The organism is Paenibacillus sp. B46(2026), assembly GCF_056786355.1.
Map to the genome: position 1 here is coordinate 3,841,766 of NZ_CM165907.1, position 26,507 is coordinate 3,868,272.

The 26,507-nt window shown below is 49.1% G+C and carries 21 protein-coding genes; 2 read left to right on the forward strand and 19 right to left on the reverse strand.

Going from position 1 to position 26,507, the window contains the following annotated elements; genetic code table 11:
- Window positions 1-289: 289 nt before the first annotated feature.
- The 19 genes from AC1S8V_RS17080 to AC1S8V_RS17170 form a co-directional block, all read right to left on the reverse strand.
- Window positions 290-808, reverse strand: a complete 519-nt coding sequence (locus tag AC1S8V_RS17080) for a (2Fe-2S)-binding protein (RefSeq protein WP_482070039.1) — start codon at window positions 806-808, stop codon at window positions 290-292.
- Window positions 805-3,243, reverse strand: coding sequence for a molybdopterin cofactor-binding domain-containing protein (locus AC1S8V_RS17085; protein WP_482070040.1), 2,439 nt, complete (start codon window positions 3,241-3,243; stop codon window positions 805-807). Before AC1S8V_RS17085 ends, AC1S8V_RS17080 begins: the two co-directional genes overlap by 4 nt.
- A gap of 32 nt (window positions 3,244-3,275) precedes the next feature.
- Complete coding sequence (locus AC1S8V_RS17090) at window positions 3,276-4,190, reverse strand: FAD binding domain-containing protein (protein ID WP_482070041.1); 915 nt, start codon at window positions 4,188-4,190, stop codon at window positions 3,276-3,278.
- The gene (locus tag AC1S8V_RS17095; protein ID WP_482070042.1) at window positions 4,184-4,351 is read right to left on the reverse strand and encodes a hypothetical protein; all 168 of its coding nucleotides are present in this window, start codon (window positions 4,349-4,351) and stop codon (window positions 4,184-4,186) included. The genes AC1S8V_RS17090 and AC1S8V_RS17095 overlap by 7 nt, the downstream gene beginning before the upstream one ends.
- Window positions 4,352-4,474: 123 nt before the next feature.
- Window positions 4,475-5,119, reverse strand: a complete 645-nt coding sequence (locus AC1S8V_RS17100; RefSeq protein WP_482070043.1) for a nucleotidyltransferase family protein — start codon at window positions 5,117-5,119, stop codon at window positions 4,475-4,477.
- Window positions 5,091-6,365: an XdhC family protein gene (locus AC1S8V_RS17105; RefSeq protein WP_482070044.1), complete on the reverse strand. Its 1,275-nt coding sequence runs from the start codon at window positions 6,363-6,365 to the stop codon at window positions 5,091-5,093. The genes AC1S8V_RS17100 and AC1S8V_RS17105 overlap by 29 nt, the downstream gene beginning before the upstream one ends.
- A gap of 42 nt (window positions 6,366-6,407) precedes the next feature.
- Window positions 6,408-7,730 (reverse strand): 5'-deoxyadenosine deaminase, encoded by a 1,323-nt coding sequence (locus tag AC1S8V_RS17110; RefSeq protein ID WP_482070045.1) that lies wholly within the window; start codon window positions 7,728-7,730, stop codon window positions 6,408-6,410.
- A 60-nt stretch (window positions 7,731-7,790) separates the two neighbouring features.
- Complete coding sequence (ggt, locus tag AC1S8V_RS17115) at window positions 7,791-9,386, reverse strand: gamma-glutamyltransferase (protein WP_482070046.1); 1,596 nt, start codon at window positions 9,384-9,386, stop codon at window positions 7,791-7,793.
- Entirely contained in the window at window positions 9,380-10,621 is a 1,242-nt protein-coding gene (locus AC1S8V_RS17120) for a pyridoxal-phosphate-dependent aminotransferase family protein (RefSeq protein WP_482070047.1), read from the reverse strand. Before AC1S8V_RS17120 ends, ggt begins: the two co-directional genes overlap by 7 nt.
- Window positions 10,622-10,627: 6 nt before the next feature.
- Window positions 10,628-11,935, reverse strand: coding sequence for a M20 family metallo-hydrolase (locus AC1S8V_RS17125; protein WP_482070048.1), 1,308 nt, complete (start codon window positions 11,933-11,935; stop codon window positions 10,628-10,630).
- Window positions 11,932-13,335, reverse strand: a complete 1,404-nt coding sequence (gene allB, locus AC1S8V_RS17130; protein ID WP_482070049.1) for an allantoinase AllB — start codon at window positions 13,333-13,335, stop codon at window positions 11,932-11,934. Before allB ends, AC1S8V_RS17125 begins: the two co-directional genes overlap by 4 nt.
- Before the next feature lie 43 nt (window positions 13,336-13,378).
- On the reverse strand, window positions 13,379-13,756 hold the full coding sequence (uraH, locus tag AC1S8V_RS17135) for a hydroxyisourate hydrolase (RefSeq protein WP_482070050.1): 378 nt from the start codon (window positions 13,754-13,756) through the stop codon (window positions 13,379-13,381).
- On the reverse strand, window positions 13,756-15,261 hold the full coding sequence (gene pucL, locus AC1S8V_RS17140; RefSeq protein WP_482070051.1) for a factor-independent urate hydroxylase: 1,506 nt from the start codon (window positions 15,259-15,261) through the stop codon (window positions 13,756-13,758). The genes uraH and pucL overlap by 1 nt, the downstream gene beginning before the upstream one ends.
- Before the next feature lie 244 nt (window positions 15,262-15,505).
- On the reverse strand, window positions 15,506-17,128 hold the full coding sequence (locus AC1S8V_RS17145) for a PucR family transcriptional regulator (protein WP_482070052.1): 1,623 nt from the start codon (window positions 17,126-17,128) through the stop codon (window positions 15,506-15,508).
- Window positions 17,129-17,465: 337 nt separating this feature from the next.
- Entirely contained in the window at window positions 17,466-19,337 is a 1,872-nt protein-coding gene (locus tag AC1S8V_RS17150; RefSeq protein ID WP_482070053.1) for an ATP-binding protein, read from the reverse strand.
- A 230-nt stretch (window positions 19,338-19,567) separates the two neighbouring features.
- Complete coding sequence (gene fumC / locus AC1S8V_RS17155) at window positions 19,568-20,956, reverse strand: class II fumarate hydratase (protein ID WP_482070054.1); 1,389 nt, start codon at window positions 20,954-20,956, stop codon at window positions 19,568-19,570.
- Between the two features lie 133 nt (window positions 20,957-21,089).
- Window positions 21,090-22,100, reverse strand: coding sequence for an aldose epimerase family protein (locus AC1S8V_RS17160; protein WP_482070055.1), 1,011 nt, complete (start codon window positions 22,098-22,100; stop codon window positions 21,090-21,092).
- Window positions 22,101-22,279: 179 nt separating this feature from the next.
- Window positions 22,280-23,089, reverse strand: a complete 810-nt coding sequence (locus AC1S8V_RS17165; RefSeq protein ID WP_482070056.1) for an MBL fold metallo-hydrolase — start codon at window positions 23,087-23,089, stop codon at window positions 22,280-22,282.
- A gap of 180 nt (window positions 23,090-23,269) precedes the next feature.
- Window positions 23,270-23,542, reverse strand: coding sequence for a hypothetical protein (locus tag AC1S8V_RS17170; protein WP_482070057.1), 273 nt, complete (start codon window positions 23,540-23,542; stop codon window positions 23,270-23,272).
- A gap of 210 nt (window positions 23,543-23,752) precedes the next feature.
- On the opposite strand from AC1S8V_RS17170, the gene AC1S8V_RS17175 reads away from it, so the two are divergent.
- Together AC1S8V_RS17175 and AC1S8V_RS17180 are read left to right on the forward strand one after the other, a co-directional pair.
- Entirely contained in the window at window positions 23,753-24,985 is a 1,233-nt protein-coding gene (locus tag AC1S8V_RS17175) for an aminopeptidase (RefSeq protein ID WP_482070058.1), read from the forward strand.
- Window positions 24,986-25,073: 88 nt separating this feature from the next.
- Window positions 25,074-26,306, forward strand: a complete 1,233-nt coding sequence (locus tag AC1S8V_RS17180; RefSeq protein WP_482070059.1) for an aminopeptidase — start codon at window positions 25,074-25,076, stop codon at window positions 26,304-26,306.
- The last annotated feature ends 201 nt before the right edge of the window (window positions 26,307-26,507 follow it).

Below are 26,507 nucleotides of genomic sequence, written 5' to 3' on the forward strand. Positions count from 1 at the left end.
AAACATAGCATGCACATCAATATTTGTAAATATATGGTTAATTCAAATGTTTGAAATTCTTTTGTACCAGTGCTTTGAATGCCATTTGTCCATCGTTACACCAATATTGAAGACAATCGAAAACGGTTCATTATCTAACCAGATTCGGGCCTAAACTTCATCTGTCGTTATATGATTGTACTTGGCAGAAAACCTGAAAAAAAACAAAAAAAGCATTCCTGTATCGGATGCTTTTTCTAAGTACGTTTCTTCAATTCTCCTTGCCTATGTCTACGCCCTGCGTCCCGGCTCAACTTACGGTTTCCTCGGCAGACGTTTCCTTTATCGCACAGCGTTCCCCTGCCTTGCGTACCGCTCGAATAATGCCCCCGTATCCGGTACAACGACACAGATTCCCGCACAGTCCTGTTTCAATCTGTTCTTGTGAAGGCTCAGGATGTGCATCCAGCAATGCCTTGGTTGAGATCACCATGCCGGGAGTACAGTAGCCACACTGGAAACCACCCTCCTCCACAAAAGCCTGTTGAATCGGATGCAGAGTGCCTTTCTCTTCGCCGTGCAGACCTTCAATGGTCGTAATATCACTGCCCTCACATTGATAAGCCATAACAAGACAGGAATTCACTGGCTCTCCATCGATCAGCACCATACATGCGCCGCAGCGACCGACTTCACAGGATACTTTGGTACCCGTCAGCTGCAAATGAGTCCGGAGCACGTCGACAAGTCGAGTCGTTTGGGCGATCTCCAGATGTTTCTGCTCCCCGTTCACAACGGCTGTCCAGTGGTTTTCAAGTGGTTTACTCATGATGGACTCACTCCTTCCTGCAAAGGTACATTTAAAGGCCTGACCAGTTGTTCCCTCGGTACAGGAAGACGGTTAACCCATACACCTGTCGCCTGATGAATTGCGGCTGTAATGGCTGGCGCAAGCGCTACGGAGCCAATCTCACCGATCCCCCTCGGGCCAAATGAATCACCTTCGGGCAAATCTTCAATAGCCTCAACCTCCAAATTGGTATGAATATCCCGAATGGTCGGGATCAGATAGGTGTCGAGGTTGGTCGTTACATAACGGCTGTCCTGCATGACCGCATCCTCGGTCAACGTAAATCCAAGGGCCATGACACTGCCGCCTTCAATCTGTCCAATGTAGCCCATCGGGTTGATAACCGGGCCTGCCGCCACAACATGGCGTGTATCAAGCAGCTTGGTTTCTCCAGTCAAGGTGTTTACTTCCACCTCTGCCGCAACCGCCGCGTACGTATACAAATAATGCCCACCTACCACGTTGTCCGGCGTAGTTGGGTAATCAAACTTCGTATCGAAAATCCATTCATCGGCTTCGCCCTGCGTCGCGAGTTCAGCATACGAGATCACGAAGCCTACGGGGGCTTCCACTTTCGCCAAGGGATCAGATGCACATTCAAATTCAGCATCTTGATCTACTAAATTCAGCGCTGGCATTTCCTGCTTCTCGCTCTTTCCTGCCCCCTGACCAGCTGTTTCCACTTCAGGAGTTTCAATAGGAAGCTGACCTTTGCGCCATATACCACCAGGCCCTGTCACCAGTTCTTCTGACGGAACGCCTGACAAGACAGAAGCAACAGTGAGAACACGGGAACGAAATGGAGTCTGCAAGCGTTGAAGAGCCATCCAGGCCATCGTTGTTGAACGTGAAGCTGTGCTTGATCCGCTGTGTGGCACACGATCCGTATCTCCAATGATGATACTGAGATCCGATGTACTGCATAGGAATAGATCACATAACATAATTTCCAGTGTTGCAATGAGCCCTTGACCGAATTCCTCGTAGCTGAACGCCACCTCAATCTTGCCTTCGTTATTCAGGGACAGACGGCCTCCCGCAGGGTCTGGAATGCCATAACCCAGCCCTGCACCGTGCATCGCAATCGCTGCTCCGACACCGCGCTTGATCCACGGCGGCGAAGCAGGATCTGCCGGGGGATGCTGATGTTTTTGCCACAGTTCGGAGCGATCCAATGCCTCCCATACTTGGGACAGTCCATCCGTGACCAGAATCCGTTGATTCAGCGGTCCGGGATCATTTTTTTCCCTCATATTACGTCTGCGGAATTCCCAAGGGTCCATATTCATGATTTCTGCAAGCCGATCCATCTGGCCTTCCATGGCAAAAATCGCCTGGTTACCACCAAATCCGCGAAACTCACCCGACAGCCCGTTATTCGTGTATACAGATACGCCTTCCACATCCACATTCGGAATAGCGTATGGTCCAAGACAGTGCTCGGTACAGAAGTTCAGCACCGGTGCACCCAGTGTGGCATACGCTCCGGTATCTGCTGTAATGCGGACACGATGCGCTTGGATGATACCTTCTCGACTCATACCAGTTTGCATTTCAATCTTCATTGGGTGCCGTTTCAACCCTGCACGCACGGATTCTTTACGTGAATTATGCATTTTCACAGGACGTCCGCATCTCAAAGCCAGCAATGCACCATAGGGCTGTACGTTGAGTTCATCTTTTCCACCAAATGAACCACCAATCGGTGAAGACACTACCCGGATATCTTCTTCAGAACAGCCAATGATGCGTGCAAGTTGCATCCGGTCTTTATAGCCATGTTGCGTTGCCGCGTATACATTCAGCCGCCCCTCTTCATCCGGGACAAACAGGCCACCTTCTGTCTCCATGTAGGCATGCATCTGGCGAGGCGTATAATACGTCTCTGTCACGATATGATCACATGTCTCAAAGGCCTCCTCGGTATCTCCACGTTTGATCTCCGTGCGATGCAGCACATTACCTGGACCATGCTCATGCAACTCTGGTGCGCCGGGAGCCAATGCAGCATCTGTACTATTCAGTGGCGTGAGTTCTTCATACACGACACGGATCGCATCCAGCGCAAATGCCGCACGTTCCGGGGAATCCGCAGCAACCGCTGCAATGGCGTCACCGACATAACGAACGATATCCTCGCAGAACACAGGCTGATCCGGGGTCGCAATACCAAAACGATTCAGACCAGGCACATCTTTGGAGGTCAGAACCGCATAGACACCTTCCAACGCCTCAGCTTCCGAAGTATCTATAGATAATATGCGAGCATAAGGATATTCACTTCGCAATACTCTGCCATGAATCATGTCAGGTAGCGTCATATCCGTCAGATATTGAAGCTGCCCTGTTACTTTGGGTGCCCCATCTGGCCGCAAGTGCCAGCGTTTCCCGCTCTGTTTCCGATTCAGCAGCATGATCCCTCTCCCCCTTTGTTTGATCCATTCTTCTATTCGTGAAGTGCCTCCCATAGCCCGGCGCCAAGCATGTTGCCTGCGGTCTGTTTGCGATAATGTTCTGTTGCAAATGTATCGCCATACGTCGTAAATTCAGCAGCCACAGCAGATGCGAGAGTCGCCGCTTGTATGACAGAAGCTTCGCTACCAAGAAGCTGTCGTTCTGACTCCAGAAGTCGCATCGCCATGCCGGAGCCTCCGCCAGCCGCAATCGAAATCTTGGTCCAGCGGTTATCCGAATCAATCTCCCCATACAACGCAACCGTCACCAGCGATGCACTGAACGTCTCCCGTCGACCCAGCTTGCGATAAAAGGAAACTTCTCGTGCAGCAGGTCTGTACTCACCTTCCACATCAAGCATAGAGAACGGTCTCATCGGAATATGAATCGAGATTAATACATCCCCTGGATTACGGCTGCCATCCCGTTCACCCTGAAGCCAGGAAGACACACTGCGGATCTCGATGCCGCTGTCCGTCAACCAGTGCAGCTCCGCATCATATACAAGCAGAGCAGTCAGTGTATCCCCTACTCCGGATACAACATTTCCGCCGATGGTTGCCACATTACGAATGGAAGGAGCAGCAATTGCATTCACCGCTTCTTGCAGGATCGGCAGTTGATGCAGCAACGCTTGTGAGGCACATTCCTTTAATCGGGTCATTGCTCCAATGACCAGCTCATCTCCACGGATGGATATCCCGCTCATTTCAGGAATACAAGCCAGGCTAATCATGTGTTCAGGTGCAGGAATCAAGCCTCCCTCCCACTGGGTTCGCAGCAATGTTCCACCTGCCGTTAAACAACATATTCCCTTCAGTCTACTTCTCAACGTTTGGAGTTCTTGCAGGCTCTCGGGCTGCCATACCAATGGCATTGCTCCAGAACCGTATGCCGGTGTTACCATCGCTGCATCCCCTTTCTCTCTCTTCCATAGGCAGGAAATTCAACCGTCTGATTCAGATAATTCTTCAAATCATATGAGAGTTCAGCAGCAACGTCAATTACCTTCACATCGTTTTGGATAAATGTATAAAACCTGCGTTCCATTTGTGCTTGATGCATCATGATCTATAGAAAGCTAACACAGACTCTCTTTTAGCACACGTTAAAAGAAGACAAAAAGGCCAACCAGACTGCCTGGCTGACCTGATCATGTTATTAATTTATACATAGTTACTCTTCTCCTGTTCATGAGTGTGTCTGCTCCGATTCATATACATGATTCAAAATGCGTTCCAATTCCGGTTCTGTATCCGCATCCCAGAAACTAGTATCAGACAGTGGTACATGTACACCTGAATAGTTAGCGCTGCGCATAATCTTGCGCGCCCCCTCATCTCCATGCAGAGACAACAGAGGCCCGAACATATGGGAGCGAAAAGCAACGGGCGGCTTGCCTCCCTCACCGTCGGTAGCTGCGACATAGTCACACAGCTTGTGGGTAGCCAGTGCTGTAGTCACCCGATTAATATCCTGCGTTTTTAATAAAGGCTGGTCACCCAGTAACATGAGAATGCCTTCCGGTTTGTACTCCATGGCCGACAATACGCCAGAATGAAGAGAATTTGCCATACCGCTGGCATAGTCAGCACAGACTACTATTCGAAGTCTTGCTGTGGGATGATACGCATACGTGGCAGAATCAATCCATTTTACAGGCAGCCATGCCAACGAATCTTCCGGTTTGACCACACAGACCACTTGATCCAGATCCGAATTCAGCGCAGCTTCCAGTGACCATGCAGCCAGTGACCTGCCGTCTGGCATGACAACTGAGAGTTTATCTCGACCAAGGCGACGACTCTTACCTGCCGCCAGAACTATGCCCGTCATTCGCATGTGCAACGCTCCCCTTCTGCACCTCAGAACTCAAGGAAGAAACCTTATGTTTACATGCGATCAATTCCGCTGCAATGCTGATGGCGATCTGTTCGGGACCGTCTGCTCCGATGCTCAAACCAACGGGAGAATGCACATATTTCAACGGTGGTAAGCCATCCAGCAGACGGGCTGTTCGTGTTTTGGAACCCATGATGCCAAGATACGCGTACTCACAGTCCACTAACATCTCCAACAGTTCACGTTCGCGGGGAAAATTGTGACTCATTAAAATCAAATAATCTCCGTTGTTTACGTTTAACATAGGCATGATCTCACGCGGGAATCCCATTACTAGTTCAGCTTCAGGGAATCGTTCCGAGGTGCACAAGGACTCTCGCCAATCAGCTACCACAACACGGAATCCTGCGGATTGGGCGAGTCTGGCAACAGGAATAACATCATTCCCGGCTCCGATGATAATCAGGCGAGGTTTAGACATGTACAGCGAAGTAAGTTGCTGCGGAAGCTCCCAGGGATTCGTTGAAACCGTGTTGTTTGCCACTATTTCAGCATCAGAGATATGTTGTGAATCAGCGGACAGATGGGATGGGTGAGATCCGTTTGACGTAGCAGGTACCACTTCAGGCACAAGCGTAAGGCGAGGTATATCGGGAGAATGTTGTGTTGATACCATATGTTCATGCTTGGTATTCCCACTGCTGTGCTGAACATCAACCTGCAATGAAGCTAGATTATGATTCACGACGCGATCATGACAAGGGACGAGCGAAGGACGCAAGATTGGCTGGCGCCGGGTATCCGTTGGTTCAATCTGTTTCCAGTCATATTGAACCCTTGTATACTCATCCTGAAATGTTCGGGTTAACGCTATTGCAACGCCGGATTGAAAACACTCATGCATCTTCTGCAACGTATATCGGAGTTCACCACACACAGGTTCAAGCAACACAACAACGAGTCCGCCGCAGCCAATCGTCTCCCCCCAGGACAGGTCATCCTCGGGACGCATGTCGTACTCCGCGAATTCCATCTGCTTTGTATCCAGCACATGGCTCACCCGGGCCTGAAGATCACTCTCCAGGCATCCCGGACTGATACTGCCAACCATTTTGCCTTCCTCGGTCAACAGCATAGAGACTCCTTGCTTACGGTAAGCATGACCCTCTACCTTGATCGCTGTTGCGAGCACGCAGCGCATTTCACGGGCTGCGATTGCACACAGATCATGCATTTCCATAGCGGTCCCCATCCTTTCTGGAATTGCATAAGTTTCCTTCGATCAGATACGCTTCATTAATCTCGCAATACTTTTATCTGACTCATGCAGCACAATGCCACGATCAATCGTTTGAATCTTACGATTCTTGAGCACAATACTGCCATCAATAATAACGGTGTCCACACAGCTACGTGTTGCAGAATAGACGACTCGGGAATAGACATCCGTCTCATAGGAAGGGTACGTGTGGAAATCATCGAGATCCAGCAGCAGCATATCTGCCTTTTTGCCCACTTCGAGACTGCCGATTTCCTTCGACAAGCCGAGAACCTCTGCACCGCCCATGGTAGCCATGCGTAATACGGTCCGGGCATCCATCACCGTTGGGCCATGAGGAATCTTCTGCATCAGCGCTGTGAGGCGCATCTCCTGAAACATATCCAGATTGTTGTTGCACGCCGCACCATCAGCCCCAATCCCAACAGCGATCTGACGATTCAGCAGATCCGGAATATCGGCTACCCCGGAGGAAAGCTTCATATTCGATCCAGGACAGTGAGTGACTTTGACACCGCGCTTGCGGATGATCTCCTTCTCTTCCTCACTCAGCCATACACAGTGTGCCAGCACCAATCTTGGGGTAGCCAGACCGATATGATCGAGGTATACGATGTTGCGCATCCCGCGTTCGTGCTCTACCAGTTCGATCTCTCCGCGATTCTCGGAGGCATGGGTGTGGACTTTGACATGATATTTATTGGACAGGTCGCGTACCTCTACCAGCAATTCCTCGGTACATGATACAACGAAGCGTGGACAGAAAGCATACTGAATGCGTCCTCCGCCAAACCCGTTCCATTTCTCCAGCAGATCCACACTCTGTTGCAGTGAAGTTGCTGTATTCTCACGCAGGGGTTCAGGAACTTCATCTCCATGATCCATCATCACCTTGCCGGAGATGACCCGAATGCCGCTCTGTGCCATAGCCTGAAATGCCGAATCTGTGTGATGTACCGTCTCCATATCCAGAATGGTCGTGGTTCCACTAGAGATCAATTCGCCAAGTCCAAGCATTGCAGAATAATATACAGACTCCTCATCATGCGCCGCCTCGAGCGGCCAAATACGCTGACGGAGCCAGTCCATCAGTTCCAGATCATCCGCACGTCCACGGAACAAGGTCTGACACAGATGAATATGCGTCTGGATAAAGCCTGGCAACAACACTTTACCGCGAGCATCAATGACTTGATCAGCCTGAACGTCGATGTGTGATCCAATCTCCTTGATTTTATTATCCTCGATCAATAGATCTCCGATGAACACTTCCTCTTCTGCATTCATCGTCACGAGCTGTGCGCCCTTCAGCAGGATCGTTCCCATGTCAATCTCCCCTATCTGTGTCTGTCTATATCGTTCAACTTATAAATGTTCATGTAGCTGTTACCACCCAATAGCCATACCATCGCCTCTGGGGTCTGCCGCGCCGCTAATCATGCCGTCCTCCCGAATGACAATGCCTTGCGACTGTCCCATAATACCGTCCCACGGCGCTCTGGCTTCAACGTTATGTCCCCACTGGGCAAGGGTTGCACATACGTCATCATGATATCGGTTCTCCACACGCATCGTATCACCTTCTTCACCCCAGGTGCGTCCGTACACCCAACGGGGCAGGCTGATCGCTTCCTGGATGTTGAGCCCGTAATCAAGCACTCCGGTAAGCACTGATAATTGTGTCTGCGGCTGGCCTTCTCCGCCCTGCGTGCCCACGAGCATATAAGGTTTGCCATCTCGTGTAACAAGGCCCGGCATGAGGGTGTGGAATGAGCGTTTGTTCGGTTCCAGTACGTTGGCATCTCTCGGATCTAGGGAGAAAAAGGACCCCCGATTCTGCATAATGACCCCCGTATCCCCTGGAACATAGGCTGAACCGAAGTCAAAATACAGGCTTTGAATGAACGAAACGGCATTGCCTTCGCTATCGACAACGGCTGCATATGCCGTGTCCTGACCTATCGTTTTGGACAGAAAAGGCTGTGCCACAGGTGGAGCGGACTGAATCTCATTCCACAATTGGTCTCCATAACCCTTGGATAACAGATGATCCAGCGGAATGTCCCTGAAATCCGGGTCGGTCAGATAACGATCACGATCACGAAACGCCTTTTTCACCACTTCCGCCATCAGATGATAGAATTCCGGTGAGGTACGTGCCACAGAGGACAGATCCGTATGCTCCAGCATATTTAACATCATTAGCATGGAGAAGCCCTGCGAGTTGGGCGGCATCTGATGAACCTCATAGCCACGATACCCCGTACTAACGGGTTTCACCCACTCGCCCCGATGAGCCGCAAAGTCCACTGGTGCAAGCATACCCCCATCCTCACGAATAGCCGAAGTCAGACGATCCGCGAGTTCTCCCGTATAAAAAGCGTCTCTTCCGCCCGTCTGAATCAGACGAATGGAGGTAGCAAGTTCATGCTGGATCAACAGCTCGCCTTCCTGCAAAAGTGTACCCAACGGGGCAAATACCGCTCGCAGCGGTGTATGACCCATTATGAAATCTTCATCCCTTTCCATCCATAAGCGGAGATTTCGGGATACAGGGCAACCTTTTTCCGCATACTGCGCGGCAGGTTCAAGCAACTGCTCCCACGGTAACTTTCCGAACCGGGACCAGACTTCCCACCACGCATCCACCATTCCCGGAACCGTAATGGCACTAAGTACACCACGCTGAGGGATGGCACTCATGCCCATCGCTTTGAACGTATCGGCATGAATGCCTGCTGCTGAGCGGCCACTTCCGTTATAGGCGGTAATCTCACCGCTCGTTCCGTCATGAATCAGGAAGAAGGCATCCCCTCCAAGTCCGGTCATATGCGGATATACCACACCCAGCGCTGCACTGACCGCAACAGCAGCATCATAAGCATTCCCGCCTTGCTGGAGGATGGAGCTTCCCACTGCACTCGCCAGATAATGAGGAGAGGTGACCATGACCTCTCTGGAGATTGGCATCTGGTTTAACATAAGGCGCCCTCCTTCCCTGCATACACATCCAATGCCGCCTGCACGGCTTCACCGGCAGGTAATACGTGACGATGACGTAATAAAACAGCTTCCAGCGCTCCGAGCACATGAAGTACGTTCTTACGTTGGCAGCTGAATCCCATTGTACCGATCCGCCAGATTTGCCCTTTCAACGGGCCGAATGAACTGGCAATCTCAATACCGAAATCGTTCAGCAACATGCTGCGCACCGACTCACCATCGATCCCCTCCGGAATCGTGATACAAGTGACCACCGGAAGTTTACTGGACATATCCCCATACAGTTGCAGTCCCATTCCCTGAATTCCAGCGACCAACGCACGTTCATTCACAAGATGTCTCTGGAACCTGGCCTCCAATCCTTCTTGCAGCAGAATACGTAATCCTTCGTGAAGTCCGTAGAGCATGGAGGTGGCCTCCGTATGGTGGTTCAATCGTGCCGAACTCCAGTAATCCTGCAATTGGCTCAGGTCAAAATAATTACTGGCAATCGTGCGGCCTTCTGCCCGCGCACTGGTTGCATCTCGCAGTCCGCGCTCAACTGTTTTGCGGCTCATCAGTTTCTGCTCCACACGACTGTTGTACGTGAGAGGTGCCATCCCCGAAGGAACAGACAGGCATTTCTGCGTGCCGCCCATCACCGCATCCAGATGCCAGGCATCCGTCTTCACGGGTGTGCCACCGATGGTCGCCACAGCATCCACGACGAGTAATATATCAAGTTCACGACAGGCTTTGCCAATCTCGGCAAGGGGTTGCATCTGCCCCGTGGAAGTCTCACCGTGAACTATGGCAACCAGACTCGGTTTATGAGTATGGATCGCCTTGATCACCTCTTCCGGATCAAATACCGTTCCCCATTCCGTTTCAAAAAAGACGACCTCTGCACCGCAGCGTTCCGAGATTTCTACCAGCAGATGTCCGAATCGTCCGTAGATCGGGACGAGAACTTTGTCACCAGGCTGGATCAGACTGACCAACACGGCTTCAATGCCTGAACGGGATGTGCCATCTACCGGATAACACCACTCGTTATCTGTCATATATAACTCACGTAGCATCGCCATCGTCTCGTTCATCAAGGATGTGAACTCCGGGTCAAACTGACCCAGGATCGGAAAGGATAATGCTCTGAGAACGCGTGGATCAACTTCAACCGGTCCCGGGGTCATAATGGTCCGCAAGGACGGAGATAACTCTTTATAGTTGGACATCTTCATTCAACTCCCGTAACCGTATTTATAGAGTAGCTGGACCAGAACCCGAAAACCGTACATCAGGTCTGCTTCAGCTGTATATTCAAGTGGATTATGACTGATACCGTCCTGGCTCGGCACAAAGATCATCGCTGTTGGACAAGCCGGCTGGAAAATCTGCGAATCATGTCCCGCACCGCTTGGCATGGGCCAATAGGACAATTGCTCCTGCTCACAGATGTCTTGAATGTCCGAGATCATCTGCGTATTCATGGGAATGGGCCTCACCGACAGATGTTCTTCCCAGTCCAATCCAAGCTGCTGCTCGGCTGCGATCCGACTAAACGCCTGAAGCATATCCTGCCAGCAGCGATCAATACTCTCCTGCCGGATATGGCGGATATCCAGTGAAAACACCGCTCGTGCTGCAACCACGTTCCCAACACCCGGATCAGCTGTGATTCGCCCAACCGTGGCTACCAGCGGTTCGCCTGCTTCCAATGCGATATTCCTTACCGCAGTAATCATCTCGGCCGCTCCGGCAAGTGCATCCTTGCGCCAGGACATCGGCGTTGTTCCTGCGTGATTCGCTTCCCCGCTTACAGTAATACTGAACCGCTTCTGACCTACAATGTCGGATACGACTCCAATCGAATGTCCGAGACGTTCCAGAACCTGACCTTGCTCAATGTGAAGCTCAATAAAGGCACCGTAATTTTTCGCGGCCGGTCTATATGCACTATCGGGTCCAAAGCCCGCATCGCGGATCGCTTGTGCAAAGGTAACGCCGTCTTGATCCTTCAAATGCGCTACATCTTCCAGAGACGTTATTCCTGTTATACTGCGTGAACCCCAATACGCAAAAGGGAATCGACTTCCCTCTTCTTCACATAACGATACCACTTGAAGAGTTCGTTTCGGTGCTCCAAATTGCTTCTGTAAATACTCCAATGCAAGGATACCCGCTACCACACCGTAAGCACCATCATACTTGCCACCGTGCACCACAGTATCCATATGTGATCCGGTCACTATCGATAATTCTTCAGTACCAGTCGCTGATTCCTTACCCTCGCCCTTCAGTGTGCCATACAGATTACCAGACTGGTCGAACTCGGGAGACAGCCCTTTCTCCTGCATTTTGGCAGCAAGGGCACCTTGTGCTTCACACCAAGCCGAGTCATACAACAGTCGTGTGACGCCACCCTGTGCATCCGCACCATATGTCGACAGCCAGTCAAGCATGGCTTGCAGCTCCACCTGTTCCACATTCGGCAAAGGAAGAGGTGCATTATTCGTACCGGATGACCGGTATACTCCAGACTCCGTCATGGCGTCTCCCCCGTTCCCGCTTCGATGGGACTAGAAGAGTGGGCTGCAATGTGCTGCCCGATAGGTTCAGGAGATAATCCGGATTCCGAGTTATATACCTTTTGCCCACGGCAGAATACGTCTGTAATGAGACAGTTAAATGTACGTCCCACATATGGGCTCTGTTGATGCGTATAGAGCAGATCCTCCGCGTTCAGGGTTGTGCTCTTCTCCCAGTCAATCAGGACCAAATCTGCATCCTTACCGATGGCAATCTCCCCTTTGCTCTCCAGACCAAGCCTTCTGGCAGGCTGCAGGGAGAGCACTCTTCCGAGCAACGGGAGGTCGATCTTACGCTGAAGATGTCCCTCCTCCAGCATGATTAGCAGTGTGCTTTGCGCACCGGATATACCGCCCCAGATTTCAAAAAAGTTATCGGATTGTTTCATGGATGGCGGACATGGAGAATGGTCTGAGGCAATAACATCAATTAATCCTGACGTCAGTGCATCCCATAACTGCTCCTGTTCGGAAGAGCTGCGAAGAGGTGGAGCGCATTTCGCTACTGCACCCAATTGGACCACATCCTGATCGGTCAGCGTCAGATAGTGAGGGCATGTCTCCGAAGTAACGTCTTGCCCACGCCGTTTGGCCGCTGCAATCAGATCCAGTGCTTCCCGGGTGCTAATATGCACAAAATGCAGTGCACATCCGGTCTGCTCACCATATTTCAACGCCCGGGAAACCGCAACAACTTCGGCTTCAACAGGACGGGAACGGACATAGTCCATCGGTTCCGTCTTTCCATCCGCAATGCTTTTCGCGCCGAGTTCGGCAACCATGCCTTCGTCCTCTGCATGAAGTGCCAGCACACGGTTTAATTTGGCAATTTCATTCATCCCGTCCAGTAGCGTATGGTCATCGGCTCTGGCAAAGATATCTTCCCCTTCTCCACCCGGCTCGGACATAAATGCCTTGAATCCGGCTGCACCCAACCCTGACAGTGGAGCAAGTTCCTCACGATTGCCGGGAACCAAACCTCCCCAGAAGGCATAATCGACATATGATTGGTCTGCGGCTGCTTTCATTTTCATTTCCCATGCTTCCGGCCGTGTGGTTGGTGGTACGCCGTTAAGCGGCATATCGACATAAGTCGTGATTCCACCTGCGGCAAGGGATGCCGATCCCGATCGGAATCCCTCCCAACTGGCGAGTCCAGGCTCATTGAAGTGTACATGAATGTCCACTACACCCGGCATCACCGTAAGGCCATCAGCTTCAATGATCCGAGTTGCTTCGCCAGCGGCCAGCCGCGTCGATATGTCCGTTATTTTCTCACCCGTAATGCCAATATCCAGTTGCTCTACCCGATCTCTCAGCACCACCCGGGCCCCCCGGATGATGATATCAAATGTTGTCATGTGGATGACCCTCCCCCTGAATCAGAACCGGATGTGTACATGCTCAGCTTCCCCGGTATGTACTGTAACCTCCTGGAGCAATCAATAATGGAATATGGTAATGGCTTGATGCATCAGATACGACAAAACGAATCGGAACAATCGTCCATAACGCCTGCCCCAGCTCCTCCAATGAACGCTGTGCATAATAACTCTCGACATGGAATTGAAGCTCATATATCGCTTGCTCCAGCTTGCCTTCATCCAGCAGCGGCGTATCCAAACGCCCATCCGCATTGGTCACCGACTCAGCAACTTTTATCTTGCTTTCCTGTTCTCCATCCCTCTTCAAGGTATACAGCTCGATCCGAACACCCGCAGCAGGGACGCCTTTGGATGTATCCAGCACATGTGTTGTAATTCGTCCGCCAGATATCGACATTAGACGTCACCTTCTTTCCCGGCGTCACGGCCGTCTGTTGCCAGATCATCCCTTGTCATCGAGAAACCCTGGAATCCGTATGGCGGTCTCGGCTCGGTAAACACTTTGCCTTCCCCCTCTTTCACTTCCTCCAGCACCGTCTCCCAGGTCCGATTGTTGGATTCAAATGAAACCTCACTTAACTGCTCAAATCGAATTAACAATCTTCGTCCAATCTGATAGATCAGATGTTGAATGGAAGCGGATCTACACTCATGAAATACAGCAGCAGCCAAATCTCTGACCTGTTCCGCCGCCACATACCGTCCACGCCGATCATCTATGCCATCTCTCGGGTCCTCGTAACGCCAATTGATATTCAGGAAAATAAACAATGGTCGATCCCTTGTCTCTGGAAGAGTGGTATATTCATCCTGCATGAATCCGGCAAATTCACTGCCTTTGACCTTGATCAATCTCAGATCGGCTACACCACTGAAATGGTTGCTTAATACAATCGAGTCGCCTGTTCGTTCTGCCTCTATGGCAGCTGTCGCGCGATCATTCTGCGAATAACGGAATACGAGCGCACTCGGTCGATAACTTCCTTCTACTCCAATGGGTATATCTTCAAAAGGAATCTGGTCCGCTGTCATCTGAACCTTGGTCATCTGCGGATATGTCTCCAGGAAACGCCGGCTTACCAGTGCAAGAAATCCTTCCACCGTTGCCCCTGTGTATTCCGCTGCATGTGTGAGAATGAAGTTTTTCATCGAATCGGTTGCCACTACCAGCGAATTATCCCCTTCTGCAAAAGAAGGCAAGAATTCATCGCCCTGCACAGCGACCTTAATGTTCAATCCAAACAGAATATTACTGCGTCCCATAAACGGAGATTCCGGGATCGACTGTATACCCGTCAACGGCTTGGCGTAGGAACGATACATCCACACATCCCCTTTGCCGTAATACATGGTCCGCTGCTGCACTGCGGCTGGCTTGCTCACGAACTCATGTTCATGACCGATCTGTGCGAGCCACTGCTCCAAGCGAATGCCCGCAATCTTGAACACTTCCTTCAATGCAGTCTCGAATTCTTCTTGCCTGCCTCGACGATGACGCTGTCGCATCGATTCCAGGATAGACCCGGCAGTATGGCCTTTGACGGCCAATATGAAAGGAAAGCCAAATTGGCTTGTATATGCTTTATTTAATTGCTGAAGTTCGTTGAATTGTTCCTGTGAAAGTGAATCAAGCCCTGCACCAGCTTGTTCCTGTACGGAATTGCTGCTCATGCTGATTCGTGCCCCAAGATCCGGGTGATTTCGAAGCAGTTGCAATTTCACCTGGTCATCCGATGCCTGAACCACACTCGTCATCACATGCATCATCTGTTCAAATGAATCGAAAGGTCGTGAAAGCCCGGAACGCTCAGCTACCCACGGTGATTCCTCAAATAAGCCGCCAAACGTATGCACAAACTGTGTGATAGACCAGTTGTTAACAAGTTTAATTAAGTCGCTCATGTTAGAACCTCCGGTCTGTTGTAGATTATTGATCATTGATCTTCATTCTAAGTGTCGTTCAATATCGCGACAACAATATTTACGCAATTTTGTAATATAACATAACATCAGAGTTGTGATTTGTTTGCTGTGCACGGGAAGATCAGCTTTTGTTGTCCTCAAACATGAATAAACCGCACTCCATCAAGGGAATGCGGTTCTTGGGGGTCTGACCCGGTCATTGTCACGTTGCATAATGTGCGGTCTAGAGTTGGACATTGTGTGGTCTTGCAGCTGCTTTGTCTCGCACAAACTTGCGGAAGGTGAATACCAGCTTCAACTTAAGCAGATCATTCGTCTTCTTAAAGTCCATCTGCAGCAAGCTGCCGACTTTCTCCATACGATAAGTGACCGTATTACGATGCACAAACAGCTGCTTGGCAGCTTCATTGATCAGTCCGTCATTCTCAATAAAGGACTCCAGCGTATTCATCAGCACCTGATTGGGATCGCCATCCCTGGCAAGTAACGGTTCAAGTACTTTATTACAGTAGTTCTCCATAATGTTATCCGGTACATGTTGGAACACATAGGCAAATTCGAGCATTTCAAATTGTAACGCACGATCTTTCATGCCGAACCGGCGAGCCAGTTGTCGTGTATCCAGGCACTCCTGGTACGCTTCCCGGAGCGACTTGGGCTCATGTTTCATTTTGCTGATCCAGAAGCGCGGAGCCGGTGCCCCTTTTGCTTCTTGTGCTGCCAGAACATCACCGAACCGGTTCAATAGAAAACCTGACAGCTCCTCTCCATAATCACGCCCTGTTGGGCAGGTATAGATGGACAGAATACCATCTTCGATCTGAAAATGCTGTGACGCCGTGAATTGCATCAGTGGATTGTACTGCAATTCACGATGAATCTGTTTAAGCAGCTTTCCCTCGGCAAACACAGTGGGTTCAAGCGTGATCAGTACGCACTGATAAGTTCCCTGGAATAGATGTACACCTTTGTTTTCACTCAAAGTGGTCAATTCCTGGATAGTCATTTTGTTATCCAGATACTGTGAAAGCAGTGTACGCATCTCATCTTGCACAGTCGGATTAATATGCTCGCGATAAGTCATATCCATATAAAATGCCAGTACATCGGCAGCCTGCTGGAACAGCTCTTCCTCCGCTCGAAGGGATAAGGCTGAATCGGTAAACACAAGCAACGATCCGTATTCTTCATCATTTTGCTTAATGGGTACACGGTGACAACTTCCCTGATTCCATTTCACTCGGTGCATGACAGATTTCCACGGCCAGCCTTGGGTTACAGCATCCCCTGCAATGCCTTCACTACCATATAGTACATGCCCACGTGAACCAATGACGGCAAGCGGATAGTTCAGCACCGTGGCAAGTTCGGCAAACACATTCCGATGTGGCTGCTGTTGCAGTGCAAACTGCATTAATTTTTTCTGTTTTTGCACGACCTCATGCAGCAATCGGTTGCTACGTTCATGTTCAGCCTTGAACAAGGCATTCATCTGGTCGGAGAAGGTAAATTGAAAGGGAAGTTCAAGGAGTGGCAACCGAAGTCGATCGGCTTCCTCGACAATACCTTGGGGAATGGACTGCCAGAAACGTCCCAGCTTGATGCCGAGTCCTGCACAGCCGCGTTCATTCAAGCGTCGCATCAAACGTAATGCATCCGTCTCACTGTCTTTCATAATAAAAGCGGTGGTGAACAGCATTTCTCCGGATTTGATCCAATCCGCGATATCAGGAGCGTCCATGACATTAACGGATTTCATCATCCGTGAAGTCCCTTCTCCACCCGCAACCAGTTTGGCCTCTGACAACGGGTATACCTGTAAAGCCTCTTTAACCGTAAGTTGCATGGACACTACCTCCCATATATATAACACAAAATCGTGTTATTATCGTTTCCACAGCTTAATTCTGGATTATATTTCTAATTAAATCTATAATCACTCATTTAAGTTTTATTTGTTGTTAAGTATTATAACATCAAATTCCGAAATAAAGCTTACACGACAAAAAAATAAAACCTATGACCTAATCACAGCACACACTCCTGTAATTGGCATAGGTTTTTTAATTATAAATTACTATGATCCACATAACGTTGAAGTAATCCATTTACACGATAACAGCGATTGGAGGGTTGTTCTGTCATCGTAGTGTCAGTGTAAATAATTTTTAGTTCAATTACGATCAGATCTCCAATGTTTCGTGATTCATCCATAATTTCATGCGGGATAATACTTCTTTGATATTCAGCGGTTTGCTGAGATAGTCCGATGCGCCTGCTGCAATACATTTCTCCCGATCCTCTTTCATGGCTTTGGCTGTCAGCGCAATAATCGGAAGTTGGGTCATGCCAAGTCGTTCACGGATCTGACGAGTGGTCTCATAGCCATCCAGTTCCGGCATCATGATATCCATCATGATGATATCAGGCGTTACTCCTCCGGGCTCCAACAGTTCCAGACACTCGTATCCGTTCTGCGCTGAAATGACATTCATACCGTATTGCTCAAGAGCGTTAGCTAACGCGTATACATTACGTATATCATCATCGACGACAAGCACTTGGCGTCCGCTGAGCAACGCTTCTTCCAGAGGTGTTAATAACACATCCGATTGACCTGTGGTCAATGAAGGAAGTTTGTTGATCTCGGGGGTGGTGCTAGCCACCTCATTCAGGAACAACCGGGATGTGTGCATGGTCTCAGGCTCATCCATTCTCTGTGGCAGGAACAACGTGAATACACTGCCATGCCCTTCACGGCTTGTTGCCGAGATAGAACCCCCCAGCAGAGTCGCAAGCGATTGGGAGATGGACAAGCCAAGCCCTGTCCCCCCGTATTTACGAGCCGTAACTCCGTCCGCCTGTTTGAATGCATCGAAGATCTGCAAGAGTTTGTCATCCGCAATCCCGATACCCGTATCACTGACGGAGAAAGCAATCACATCTGTCTCTTGGCCTTTGGCTTCAGGATGAGCCAGACTCATGCTGGAGATCGTTAAGGCAACTTCACCCTCACTGGTGAATTTGAATGCGTTGGAGAGCAGATTTCGAAGAATCTGGTGCAATCTCATCTCATCAGTCACGATCGTTTCCGGCAAAGGACTTTGGAGCTGAATTCGAAAATCTATTCTTGTCTGCTCCGCTGTTTTCAGGAAATACTGATTCATGACTTCAGGCAGACTGCCCAGATAGACATCATCGAAATCCACTTCCATCTGTCCAGCTTCCACCTTGGATAGATCCAGAATATCATTGATCAGATTCAGCAGGTCTTTACCTGAATTATGAATGACTGAAGCATAGTTCTGCTCTTCACTATTCAGGTTTTGATTTTTATTTTCAGACAATATTTCGGATAAAATCAACATGCTGTTAAGCGGAGTCCGCAGTTCATGGGACATGTTGGCCAAGAATTCGGATTTGTACCCCGAACTAGTTCGTAGCTGATCTGCTACAACCGAGAGTTCATTGGCTGATGTCTCTGCAGCATTCTTCTGTATTTCCAGGCGATCATTAAGCATATGAAGCTCTTCAGTCTGCATTTGCAGCTCCTCCGTCTGAGACAGCATCTCTTCGGTCTGAGCCTGAAGTTTCTCCGATTGTGCCTGTAATTCTTCATTCAGAACTTGTGACTCATCATACAAATGCTGTAACTCCATACGAGTGACGGTGGAGTGTAGTGAAACACCAAAAATCTCCGTCAGTTCTTGCATCAACTTCATGTCTTTCTCTTGCAGCGGATTCATTGATGCAAGTTCGATTACCGCTATTGTTCTGCCTTCGAACAGGACCGGTACTACGGTAAGTGATGTGGCAGATGCATGTCCAAGGCCCGATGAGATTCGGATATAGTTTTGAGGCAGATCATTCATACGCAAGATTCGCTTCTCGACAGCACTTTGTCCGACAAGTCCCTCACCCGGGGCAAGCGACACTTTACCAAGCGAACGTTCTTTCTCTCCATCCGCAGCATATGCAGCTACCCGAAGCAGTCGATTGTCTTTCCAGTAATATAGAACGCTATAAGGCACTTCAAACTGGAACCACAACAACAAGATAGCCCAAGAGAATTTTGGAGCGTATCGTAAATCTTCTCGTTTTTGACAACGCGGAAACCTCCAAATATATACGAATCCTATTCAATTTCAATACACCTGTTGCATATGTAGTTTATATGTATACGTATAGCCTGACAAGCTTTAAGTTCATCGATTTGCATTAGAAAAACGACCTGCTTATGCAGGTCGTCTTCATCAATGATTTTTATTCCTCATTTAGGCTGATTTTAGGCCTTTGGAGCGATCATTTTGGCTGGATCGACATACTGATCAAACTGCTCTTCGGTAAGCAGGCCTGTTTGTAACGTTGCCTGTTTTAAAGACAAGCCTTCTTTATGTGCAAGCTTCGCGATTTTGGCTGCATTCTCATAACCAATATGCGGGTTGAGCGCTGTAACCAGCATAAGTGAATTATTCAGATTATGTTCAATCTGATCCAGATTAGGCTCGATGCCTACGGCACACTTGTCATTAAACGCAATAATGGAGTCCGCCAGGAGTTGCACGGATTGCAGGAAGTTATAGATGATAACCGGTTTGAATACATTCAGTTCAAAATTACCCTGGCTTGCCGCAAAACCAATTGCTGCATCATTCCCCATGACCTGCGTAACCACCATCGTAATGGCCTCGCTCTGAGTTGGGTTGACTTTACCTGGCATAATGGAGCTGCCTGGCTCATTCTCCGGAATACGGATTTCTCCCAATCCACTGCGGGGGCCACTGGCTAACCAGCGAACATCATTGGCGATTTTCATCAAATCAGCTGCAAGCGCTTTAACGGCACCGTGCGCATACACGACTTCATCATGACTCGTAAGTGCATGGAATTTGTTTGGTGCAGATACAAAATCTTTCCCCGTATGTTTGCCAATCTCCTTGGCAGTGAAGTCCCCGAAGTCAGGATGTGCATTAATGCCCGTGCCGACAGCTGTACCGCCGATCGCGAGCTCCTTCAGGTACTGCACACTTTCACGGATCATGCGCTCGCTCTTGCCCAGCATGGCTTCCCAACCACTGATCTCCTGACCTAGTGTAATCGGTGTAGCATCCTGAAGGTGAGTACGTCCAATTTTGATAATATCCTTGAATGCCTCCGACTTGTCTGCAAAAGTGGCTTTCAACACCGCAATGGCCGGCAAGAGTTGATCCTCAACAGCCAGTACACCTGCGACATGCAGAGCCGTTGGGAATGTGTCGTTAGAGCTCTGGGACATGTTCACGTCATCATTTGGATGCAGACGCTCTTCCTTTCCCTTTTGCTCCAACAGTTGGTTCCCCAGATTGGCAATCACTTCGTTGACGTTCATATTGGATTGCGTTCCGCTTCCAGTCTGCCACACAACCAGTGGGAAATGGTCATCAATTCGGCCTGCAATAATCTCGTCTGCTGCATAAGCGATGGCATCGGACTTAGCCGCAGATAATTTACCTAATTTATGGTTACTGGCCGCAGCACTTTTTTTCAAAATGGCAAGGGCACGGATAACTTCCATCGGCATATGTTCACGGCCAATCGGAAAGTTCTCCTTACTGCGCTGCGTCTGAGCTCCCCACAGCCTGTCGGCTGGTACTTTCATTTCGCCTAACGTATCTCTCTCAATGCGGTATTCCACTTGCTTGTCCTCCTCCAAAAAAATGGTTTGGGTCTCTACAAAGCTTGTGTATCTCGTCATATTATACATGATTTACGAGCAGGTTTTCACCTTTTCGACAAAATTGTAAGCGTAGCGCAAAACGAGCGTGAATTTATTTTTGTGACGCGATTGGATACAGTCGGCTTGTCTGTTCGAACAGTTCGCCTGGCTCCAGACCGATCAAACCGATTTCTTCTGCCGGGATGCCTTCAACATTAGGAGCATTAACCAGGTTCATCTGTGGTTCAGGACAGAAGAATTCGCCACCCATGTTATTGTTCCAGATCATCCAGTGCTTGTACGATGTACCCACATCATATACCAGTTTGTCTCCAGTACGGTGGTCCGTAAGTTCCATATAGTTACGTCCATTCTGCGGTTCCGCAGTGTAATGATTATCCATGGCAGCAAAGAACGGACTAACCCCGTCTTTCTTCAGTTGTTCTTCCTCAGGTGTAAGCAGTTGAAATTGTCCTGTTGGCAGCGAACGCTCATTCAATTCACGACGTTGTCCAATGGTAACTTTGGCCGTGTAATCCGAGGCTTGACTATCTGGTGCAAAAGGTACAGCAATCGCCGTGTGGAATGCAAACAAATTCGGCATATATTCAGTCCCGTTGTTGCGGACGATCAATTGTTGCTGAAGTCCTTGGCTACTCAATGAGTAACGAAGCGTCACCGTGAATGTAAACGGCAGGTACTGATGGAATGTATGTCCTTCTTTCACGTCCTGGCTAAGCAAGACATAACTCTCTAGCTGGTCCGATCCATATCCCTCGACCTTCCACTCGGCATCATGCAAAAATCCATGCAAATGGTTACCTGTAGCCGGTTCGTTCACAGGCAACTGATAGATTTTACCATTCCAGGGGAAACGTCCATCCTCATAACGGTTCGGTGGAGAAAGAATCGGAATTCCATAGACCGCAGGTGCAGCCATAAACTCATCCATCTGATCCTGATTCGGCTCTCTCAAGTAACGGAAACCCTTTTCTGTATCACGGAAAGCAACGAGGTTGGCACCCACGCTTGGAATAACTGCCGCTTCAAACTGATTAAAACGAAGCCAAACGGCCGGAATCCCTCCAAATTGTTCTTCAAATGCTGCATTTTGCTGTGTCATCGTTATATGTACCTCCTGCATACTAAGGTTATATTATACGGCTCGACTATATCATGCCCGAGCGCAAAATACCAATCTATGATAGAGAACAAATTCATGATAGAAAGATAAAAAAGACAGGAAAAAGACAGCTGCAATCCGCTGCGGCTGTCTCTGCTCGCTTTCATATGCTGGTTCAATTAATCCACATATTTGCCGTGATCCGGCACAGTGCTCTCTTCAAAGTCCATATCAAGCCGCTTCAGGGATTCACTCAGCATATCTCCGCTCAAGGCATGCCCATGCCCGGTAATCGCAAGCTTCGGCTCCAGATGCTTTATATGCTGGACAGATTGATGAGCAGCCTGCCAATCGGTTGTAAAATAGGAAGGCGGGCCATGCAACTGTTTGTCCTGAAGCAACACACTCCACAGCGATTCCTGCTTCACTGTGATGATTGCGTCTCCCGCAATTAACAAACGGTCTGCTTCTCGAAACAGCGACACATGTCCAGGCGTATGACCTGGCGTGTGCACCCATTCCCATCCTGATACGCCTGGAACGGAATGATCTTTGGGTAAACTGAATATCCGATCATCCAGATTGATTGCCTCATTGGGGTATGCGAATGACAACCTGGACATTAAACCTCCACCTACAGAAGGGTCCGCTGGCGGGTAATCTTTTAATCCCGTTAAATACGGAATTTCAAGCGGATGAGCATACACCGGCACACCCCAGAATTGTTCCAGCTCAATAACGGTTCCTACATGGTCGAAGTGACCATGTGTCAATATGATCGCAGACGGCGGACCTTGAAATCGTTCTGATGCAACCTGAACAATATGATCTGTGAACCTCGCCATTCCGGTGTCCACGAGGACCCAGTTCCTGCTTCCTGGCTCTCCGATGAACACGACATTAACAAATAGTGTACGTAGACTGAGAATATCGGGCGCGACTTCTTCAAGTCCCGTCAACCCTTCTGTAATCAGATTGTCAGATGCCATTCACGGTTACCTCCCATTTGGCGGATTGTCTCTCTGGTTCCATTCATCTCGTAGACTTCCCTTTTCTGGATCATCTATTCAACATTTCCAATAAAATAGACGGTATACACCCTGTTTCGGGCATACACCGTCTAGTATAGTCATCGACACAACACAATAGAACAAGAACATCTCGGCCAGTTAAGCCGGATATGCCTCCAGAGCAGCATCGAGCAATTGATTGTACAGATCGTCATCATTCTCAAGCAGCTCGTCCATACGCAGCAGTTCATCTTCATCTCCGGATTGTTCCGTGAAATGCAAGCTATAGTCCCAGTCTTTTCCGTTCTTGCTCATGAAGGTAATCTCATAAACTGACTTTTCACCTTCTGTACGGAAAACGGTATTCCCCACGTATCCTTTTTCACCTTCACGGCGCATTTCAGCACTTATAATTTCAATATTCACAATCATTCTCTCCTTTAATCTTTCATCTACAGTCGGTCTCCAACATTTCTGGTAAACCTAGTTTGGTAATTATTATTGGTTAATTGTACAATATATAACGTAGCAACGTATACCTTATTCAATGAAGGAACCATTCTGAGTCCTTACATAGTTGTAATGAGGACTATAATAGCCAACAAGCTACGATATTATGTTCACATTGGAGGAAAAAATAGCATGAATACTTTTGAAACGAATCTTCAGCAATATGCTGAACTGGCTGTACAAGTCGGTGTCAATGTCCATCCTGGACAGACGCTCGTGGTTAACGCTCCAATCTCGGCAGCACATTTTGTACGACTGATTGTCAAAGCAGCTTACGGTACAGGTGCCAAACTGGTCAAAGTAAACTGGAGCGACGAATCCGTTACACGTCTTCATTACGATCTTGCCCCTGATGAAGCCTTCTCCATTGAACCGAAATGGTTTGCAGCTGAAATGACTGAACTCGTTGAAGAAGGTGCCGCTATCCTGCACGTCATCGCTGAGAATCCGGATCTGCTGAATGGTGTTGCTCAGGAACGGATCATTACTAGCCAGAAAGTGCGCGGCAAAGCGCTTGAAAAATATCGTTCTTATCAGATGGCTGACAAATTCAGCTGGTCTATCGTGGCCGTTCCTTCTCCGGAATGGGCAGCCAAAGTGTTCCCGGATCTGCCCGAAGCACAGCAAGTGGATCGCCTGTGGGACGTCATTTTCAAAACGGTACGGATCGGTGAGCAGGATGCGGTTGCCGAATGGAAAACTCATTTGCAAAACCTGGATTCCCGTGCTGATCTGCTGAACAACAAGAAATACAAAAAGCTTCACTATACAGCTCCAGGCACAGATCTGACCATCGAACTTCCAGAAGGCCATATCTGGGTATCCGGTGGAAGTGTGAATGAGCAAGGACATGTCTTTATTGCCAATATGCCTACGGAAGAAGTATTCACAGCTCCACTGAAAACCGGTGTTAACGGCACAGTGCGCAGCACGAAACCACTGAGCTATGGCGGCAACCTGATTGACGGATTCTCCCTTACATTTGAGAACGGTCGAATTGTGGATTACACCGCTGAGCAAGGACTGGATGCGCTTAAAAACTTGATCGAGATGGATGAAGGTGCGCACTATCTGGGTGAAGTAGCCCTTGTTCCACATCAATCACCAATTTCCGATACGAATATTTTGTTCTACAATACCCTGTTTGATGAGAATGCCTCTAACCATTTGGCTATCGGTAATGCCTATGCCTTCTGTCTGGAAGGTGGTAAAACGATGTCCAAAGAAGAGCTGATTGAACGTGGTATGAACTCCAGTCTCACTCATGTAGACTTCATGATTGGATCTGGAGAAATGAACATCCACGGCGTGACCTCCGAAGGCGCGGAAGAGCCGATCTTCCTGCAAGGAAACTGGGCATTTTAAAACGGTTTGATGTGATTAGGAGAGAGGAGATTACTCCTCTCTTTTCCTGTGTCAACAGATCGACATTCAATCATTGGAGGGAACTCATATGTTAAGTTTTGAACAAAAACTGGATCGTTACGCTGAACTTGCTGTAAGAGTAGGGGCTAACGTTCAGCCCGGGCAAGTATTTGTCATCAGTGCAATGATTGATACCGCTGAATTCGTACGCTTGCTGGTGCGCAAGGGATACGAAGCTGGCGCCAAGCAGGTGATTGTAAAATACGGAGATGAAACCGTCAATCGTTTGCGGTTTGAGATGGCCCCTGAGGAATCCTTTCAAGAGCCACCCAAATGGCATGCGGCGGAGCTTGAAGAACTGGCAGCCCATAATGCGGCCTTTCTGACCGTATTGTCTTCCAGCCCAGACCTGATGAACGGTATTGACCCGGAGCGGATCTCGACCCATCAGCGTACATTTGGACAGGCGATGGCCAAGTACCGTCAGTATCAACAGGCGGATAAAATGAGCTGGACGGGCGTAGCATGCCCTTCGCCCGATTGGGCAGCCAAAGTATTCCCGGATCTCCCAGCAACTGAGCAGGTTAGCCAGTTGTGGGAAGCCATTTTTGCTGCGGTGAGAGCCGATCTGGAGGAACCTGTAGCGGCTTGGGAACAGCATATTGAACGACTGGAGACCAAGGCCGTTGCCCTGAACAACAAGAAGTACCAAGCACTGCACTTCCTCTCCCCGGGGACGGATCTTACTGTCGAGCTTCCAGAAGGTCATATCTGGGCGCAGGCAGGTAGCGTGAATGAGCAAGGCACCCCTTTTGTTGCCAATATCCCGACAGAGGAAGTATTCACCGCTCCAGCCAAGCACGGCGTTAACGGTAAGGTATCCAGCACCAAACCGCTCAGTTATGGCGGCAGTATCATTGATCGTTTTTCACTCACATTCGAGAACGGACGCATCGTTGATTTTCATGCTGAAGAAGGTCAGGATACGCTGAAAAGACTTATCTCCATGGATGAAGGGTCGCACTACCTTGGCGAAGTCGCTTTGGTTCCCTTCCATTCCCCGATCTCCGAGAGCGGCATCTTGTATTACACTACATTGTATGATGAGAATGCGTCGTGTCATCTTGCGATCGGCAGTTCCTATGCATTCAATATCGAAGGTGGCAAAACGATGTCTCCTGAAGAACTTGCAGCCCGTGGCATGAACACCAGCATCACTCATGTGGACTTCATGATGGGCTCTCCCGAGACGGACATCTACGGTATCACGGCAAACGGCGAACGTGAAGCTATCTTCCTTAAGGGAGACTGGGCATTCTAATGGATACGGAATGAGTTCTTTCCCGTAATGTATTTTTACTGAACAGTCATAAAGGCTGTCTTGCAACCATGTGTACACGGTTGGCAAGACAGCCTTTTATTAATGTCCTGCAAACTGTCCCGGAGGCTACACGCACTCTCCTTATCTGGTTTTTCTCGGACCAACCTCCCATTGTATCGTTTCCATATTATGTTGTAAAAT

Excerpts from the sequence above, each read along its gene's own strand:
- AC1S8V_RS17080 (WP_482070039.1), bottom strand. The coding sequence starts at position 808 with ATGAGTAAACCACTTGAAAACCACTGGACAGCCGTTGTGAACGGGGAG.
- AC1S8V_RS17085 (WP_482070040.1), bottom strand. The coding sequence starts at position 3,243 with ATGCTGCTGAATCGGAAACAGAGCGGGAAACGCTGGCACTTGCGGCCA.
- AC1S8V_RS17090 (WP_482070041.1), bottom strand. The coding sequence starts at position 4,190 with ATGGTAACACCGGCATACGGTTCTGGAGCAATGCCATTGGTATGGCAG.
- AC1S8V_RS17095 (WP_482070042.1), bottom strand. The coding sequence starts at position 4,351 with ATGATGCATCAAGCACAAATGGAACGCAGGTTTTATACATTTATCCAA.
- AC1S8V_RS17100 (WP_482070043.1), bottom strand. The coding sequence starts at position 5,119 with ATGACGGGCATAGTTCTGGCGGCAGGTAAGAGTCGTCGCCTTGGTCGA.
- AC1S8V_RS17105 (WP_482070044.1), bottom strand. The coding sequence starts at position 6,365 with ATGGAAATGCATGATCTGTGTGCAATCGCAGCCCGTGAAATGCGCTGC.
- AC1S8V_RS17110 (WP_482070045.1), bottom strand. The coding sequence starts at position 7,730 with ATGGGAACGATCCTGCTGAAGGGCGCACAGCTCGTGACGATGAATGCA.
- ggt (WP_482070046.1), bottom strand. The coding sequence starts at position 9,386 with ATGTTAAACCAGATGCCAATCTCCAGAGAGGTCATGGTCACCTCTCCT.
- AC1S8V_RS17120 (WP_482070047.1), bottom strand. The coding sequence starts at position 10,621 with ATGTCCAACTATAAAGAGTTATCTCCGTCCTTGCGGACCATTATGACC.
- AC1S8V_RS17125 (WP_482070048.1), bottom strand. The coding sequence starts at position 11,935 with ATGACGGAGTCTGGAGTATACCGGTCATCCGGTACGAATAATGCACCT.
- allB (WP_482070049.1), bottom strand. The coding sequence starts at position 13,335 with ATGACAACATTTGATATCATCATCCGGGGGGCCCGGGTGGTGCTGAGA.
- uraH (WP_482070050.1), bottom strand. The coding sequence starts at position 13,756 with ATGTCGATATCTGGCGGACGAATTACAACACATGTGCTGGATACATCC.
- pucL (WP_482070051.1), bottom strand. The coding sequence starts at position 15,261 with ATGAGCGACTTAATTAAACTTGTTAACAACTGGTCTATCACACAGTTT.
- AC1S8V_RS17145 (WP_482070052.1), bottom strand. The coding sequence starts at position 17,128 with ATGCAACTTACGGTTAAAGAGGCTTTACAGGTATACCCGTTGTCAGAG.
- AC1S8V_RS17160 (WP_482070055.1), bottom strand. The coding sequence starts at position 22,100 with ATGACACAGCAAAATGCAGCATTTGAAGAACAATTTGGAGGGATTCCG.
- AC1S8V_RS17165 (WP_482070056.1), bottom strand. The coding sequence starts at position 23,089 with ATGGCATCTGACAATCTGATTACAGAAGGGTTGACGGGACTTGAAGAA.
- AC1S8V_RS17170 (WP_482070057.1), bottom strand. The coding sequence starts at position 23,542 with ATGATTGTGAATATTGAAATTATAAGTGCTGAAATGCGCCGTGAAGGT.
- AC1S8V_RS17175 (WP_482070058.1), top strand. The coding sequence starts at position 23,753 with ATGAATACTTTTGAAACGAATCTTCAGCAATATGCTGAACTGGCTGTA.
- AC1S8V_RS17180 (WP_482070059.1), top strand. The coding sequence starts at position 25,074 with ATGTTAAGTTTTGAACAAAAACTGGATCGTTACGCTGAACTTGCTGTA.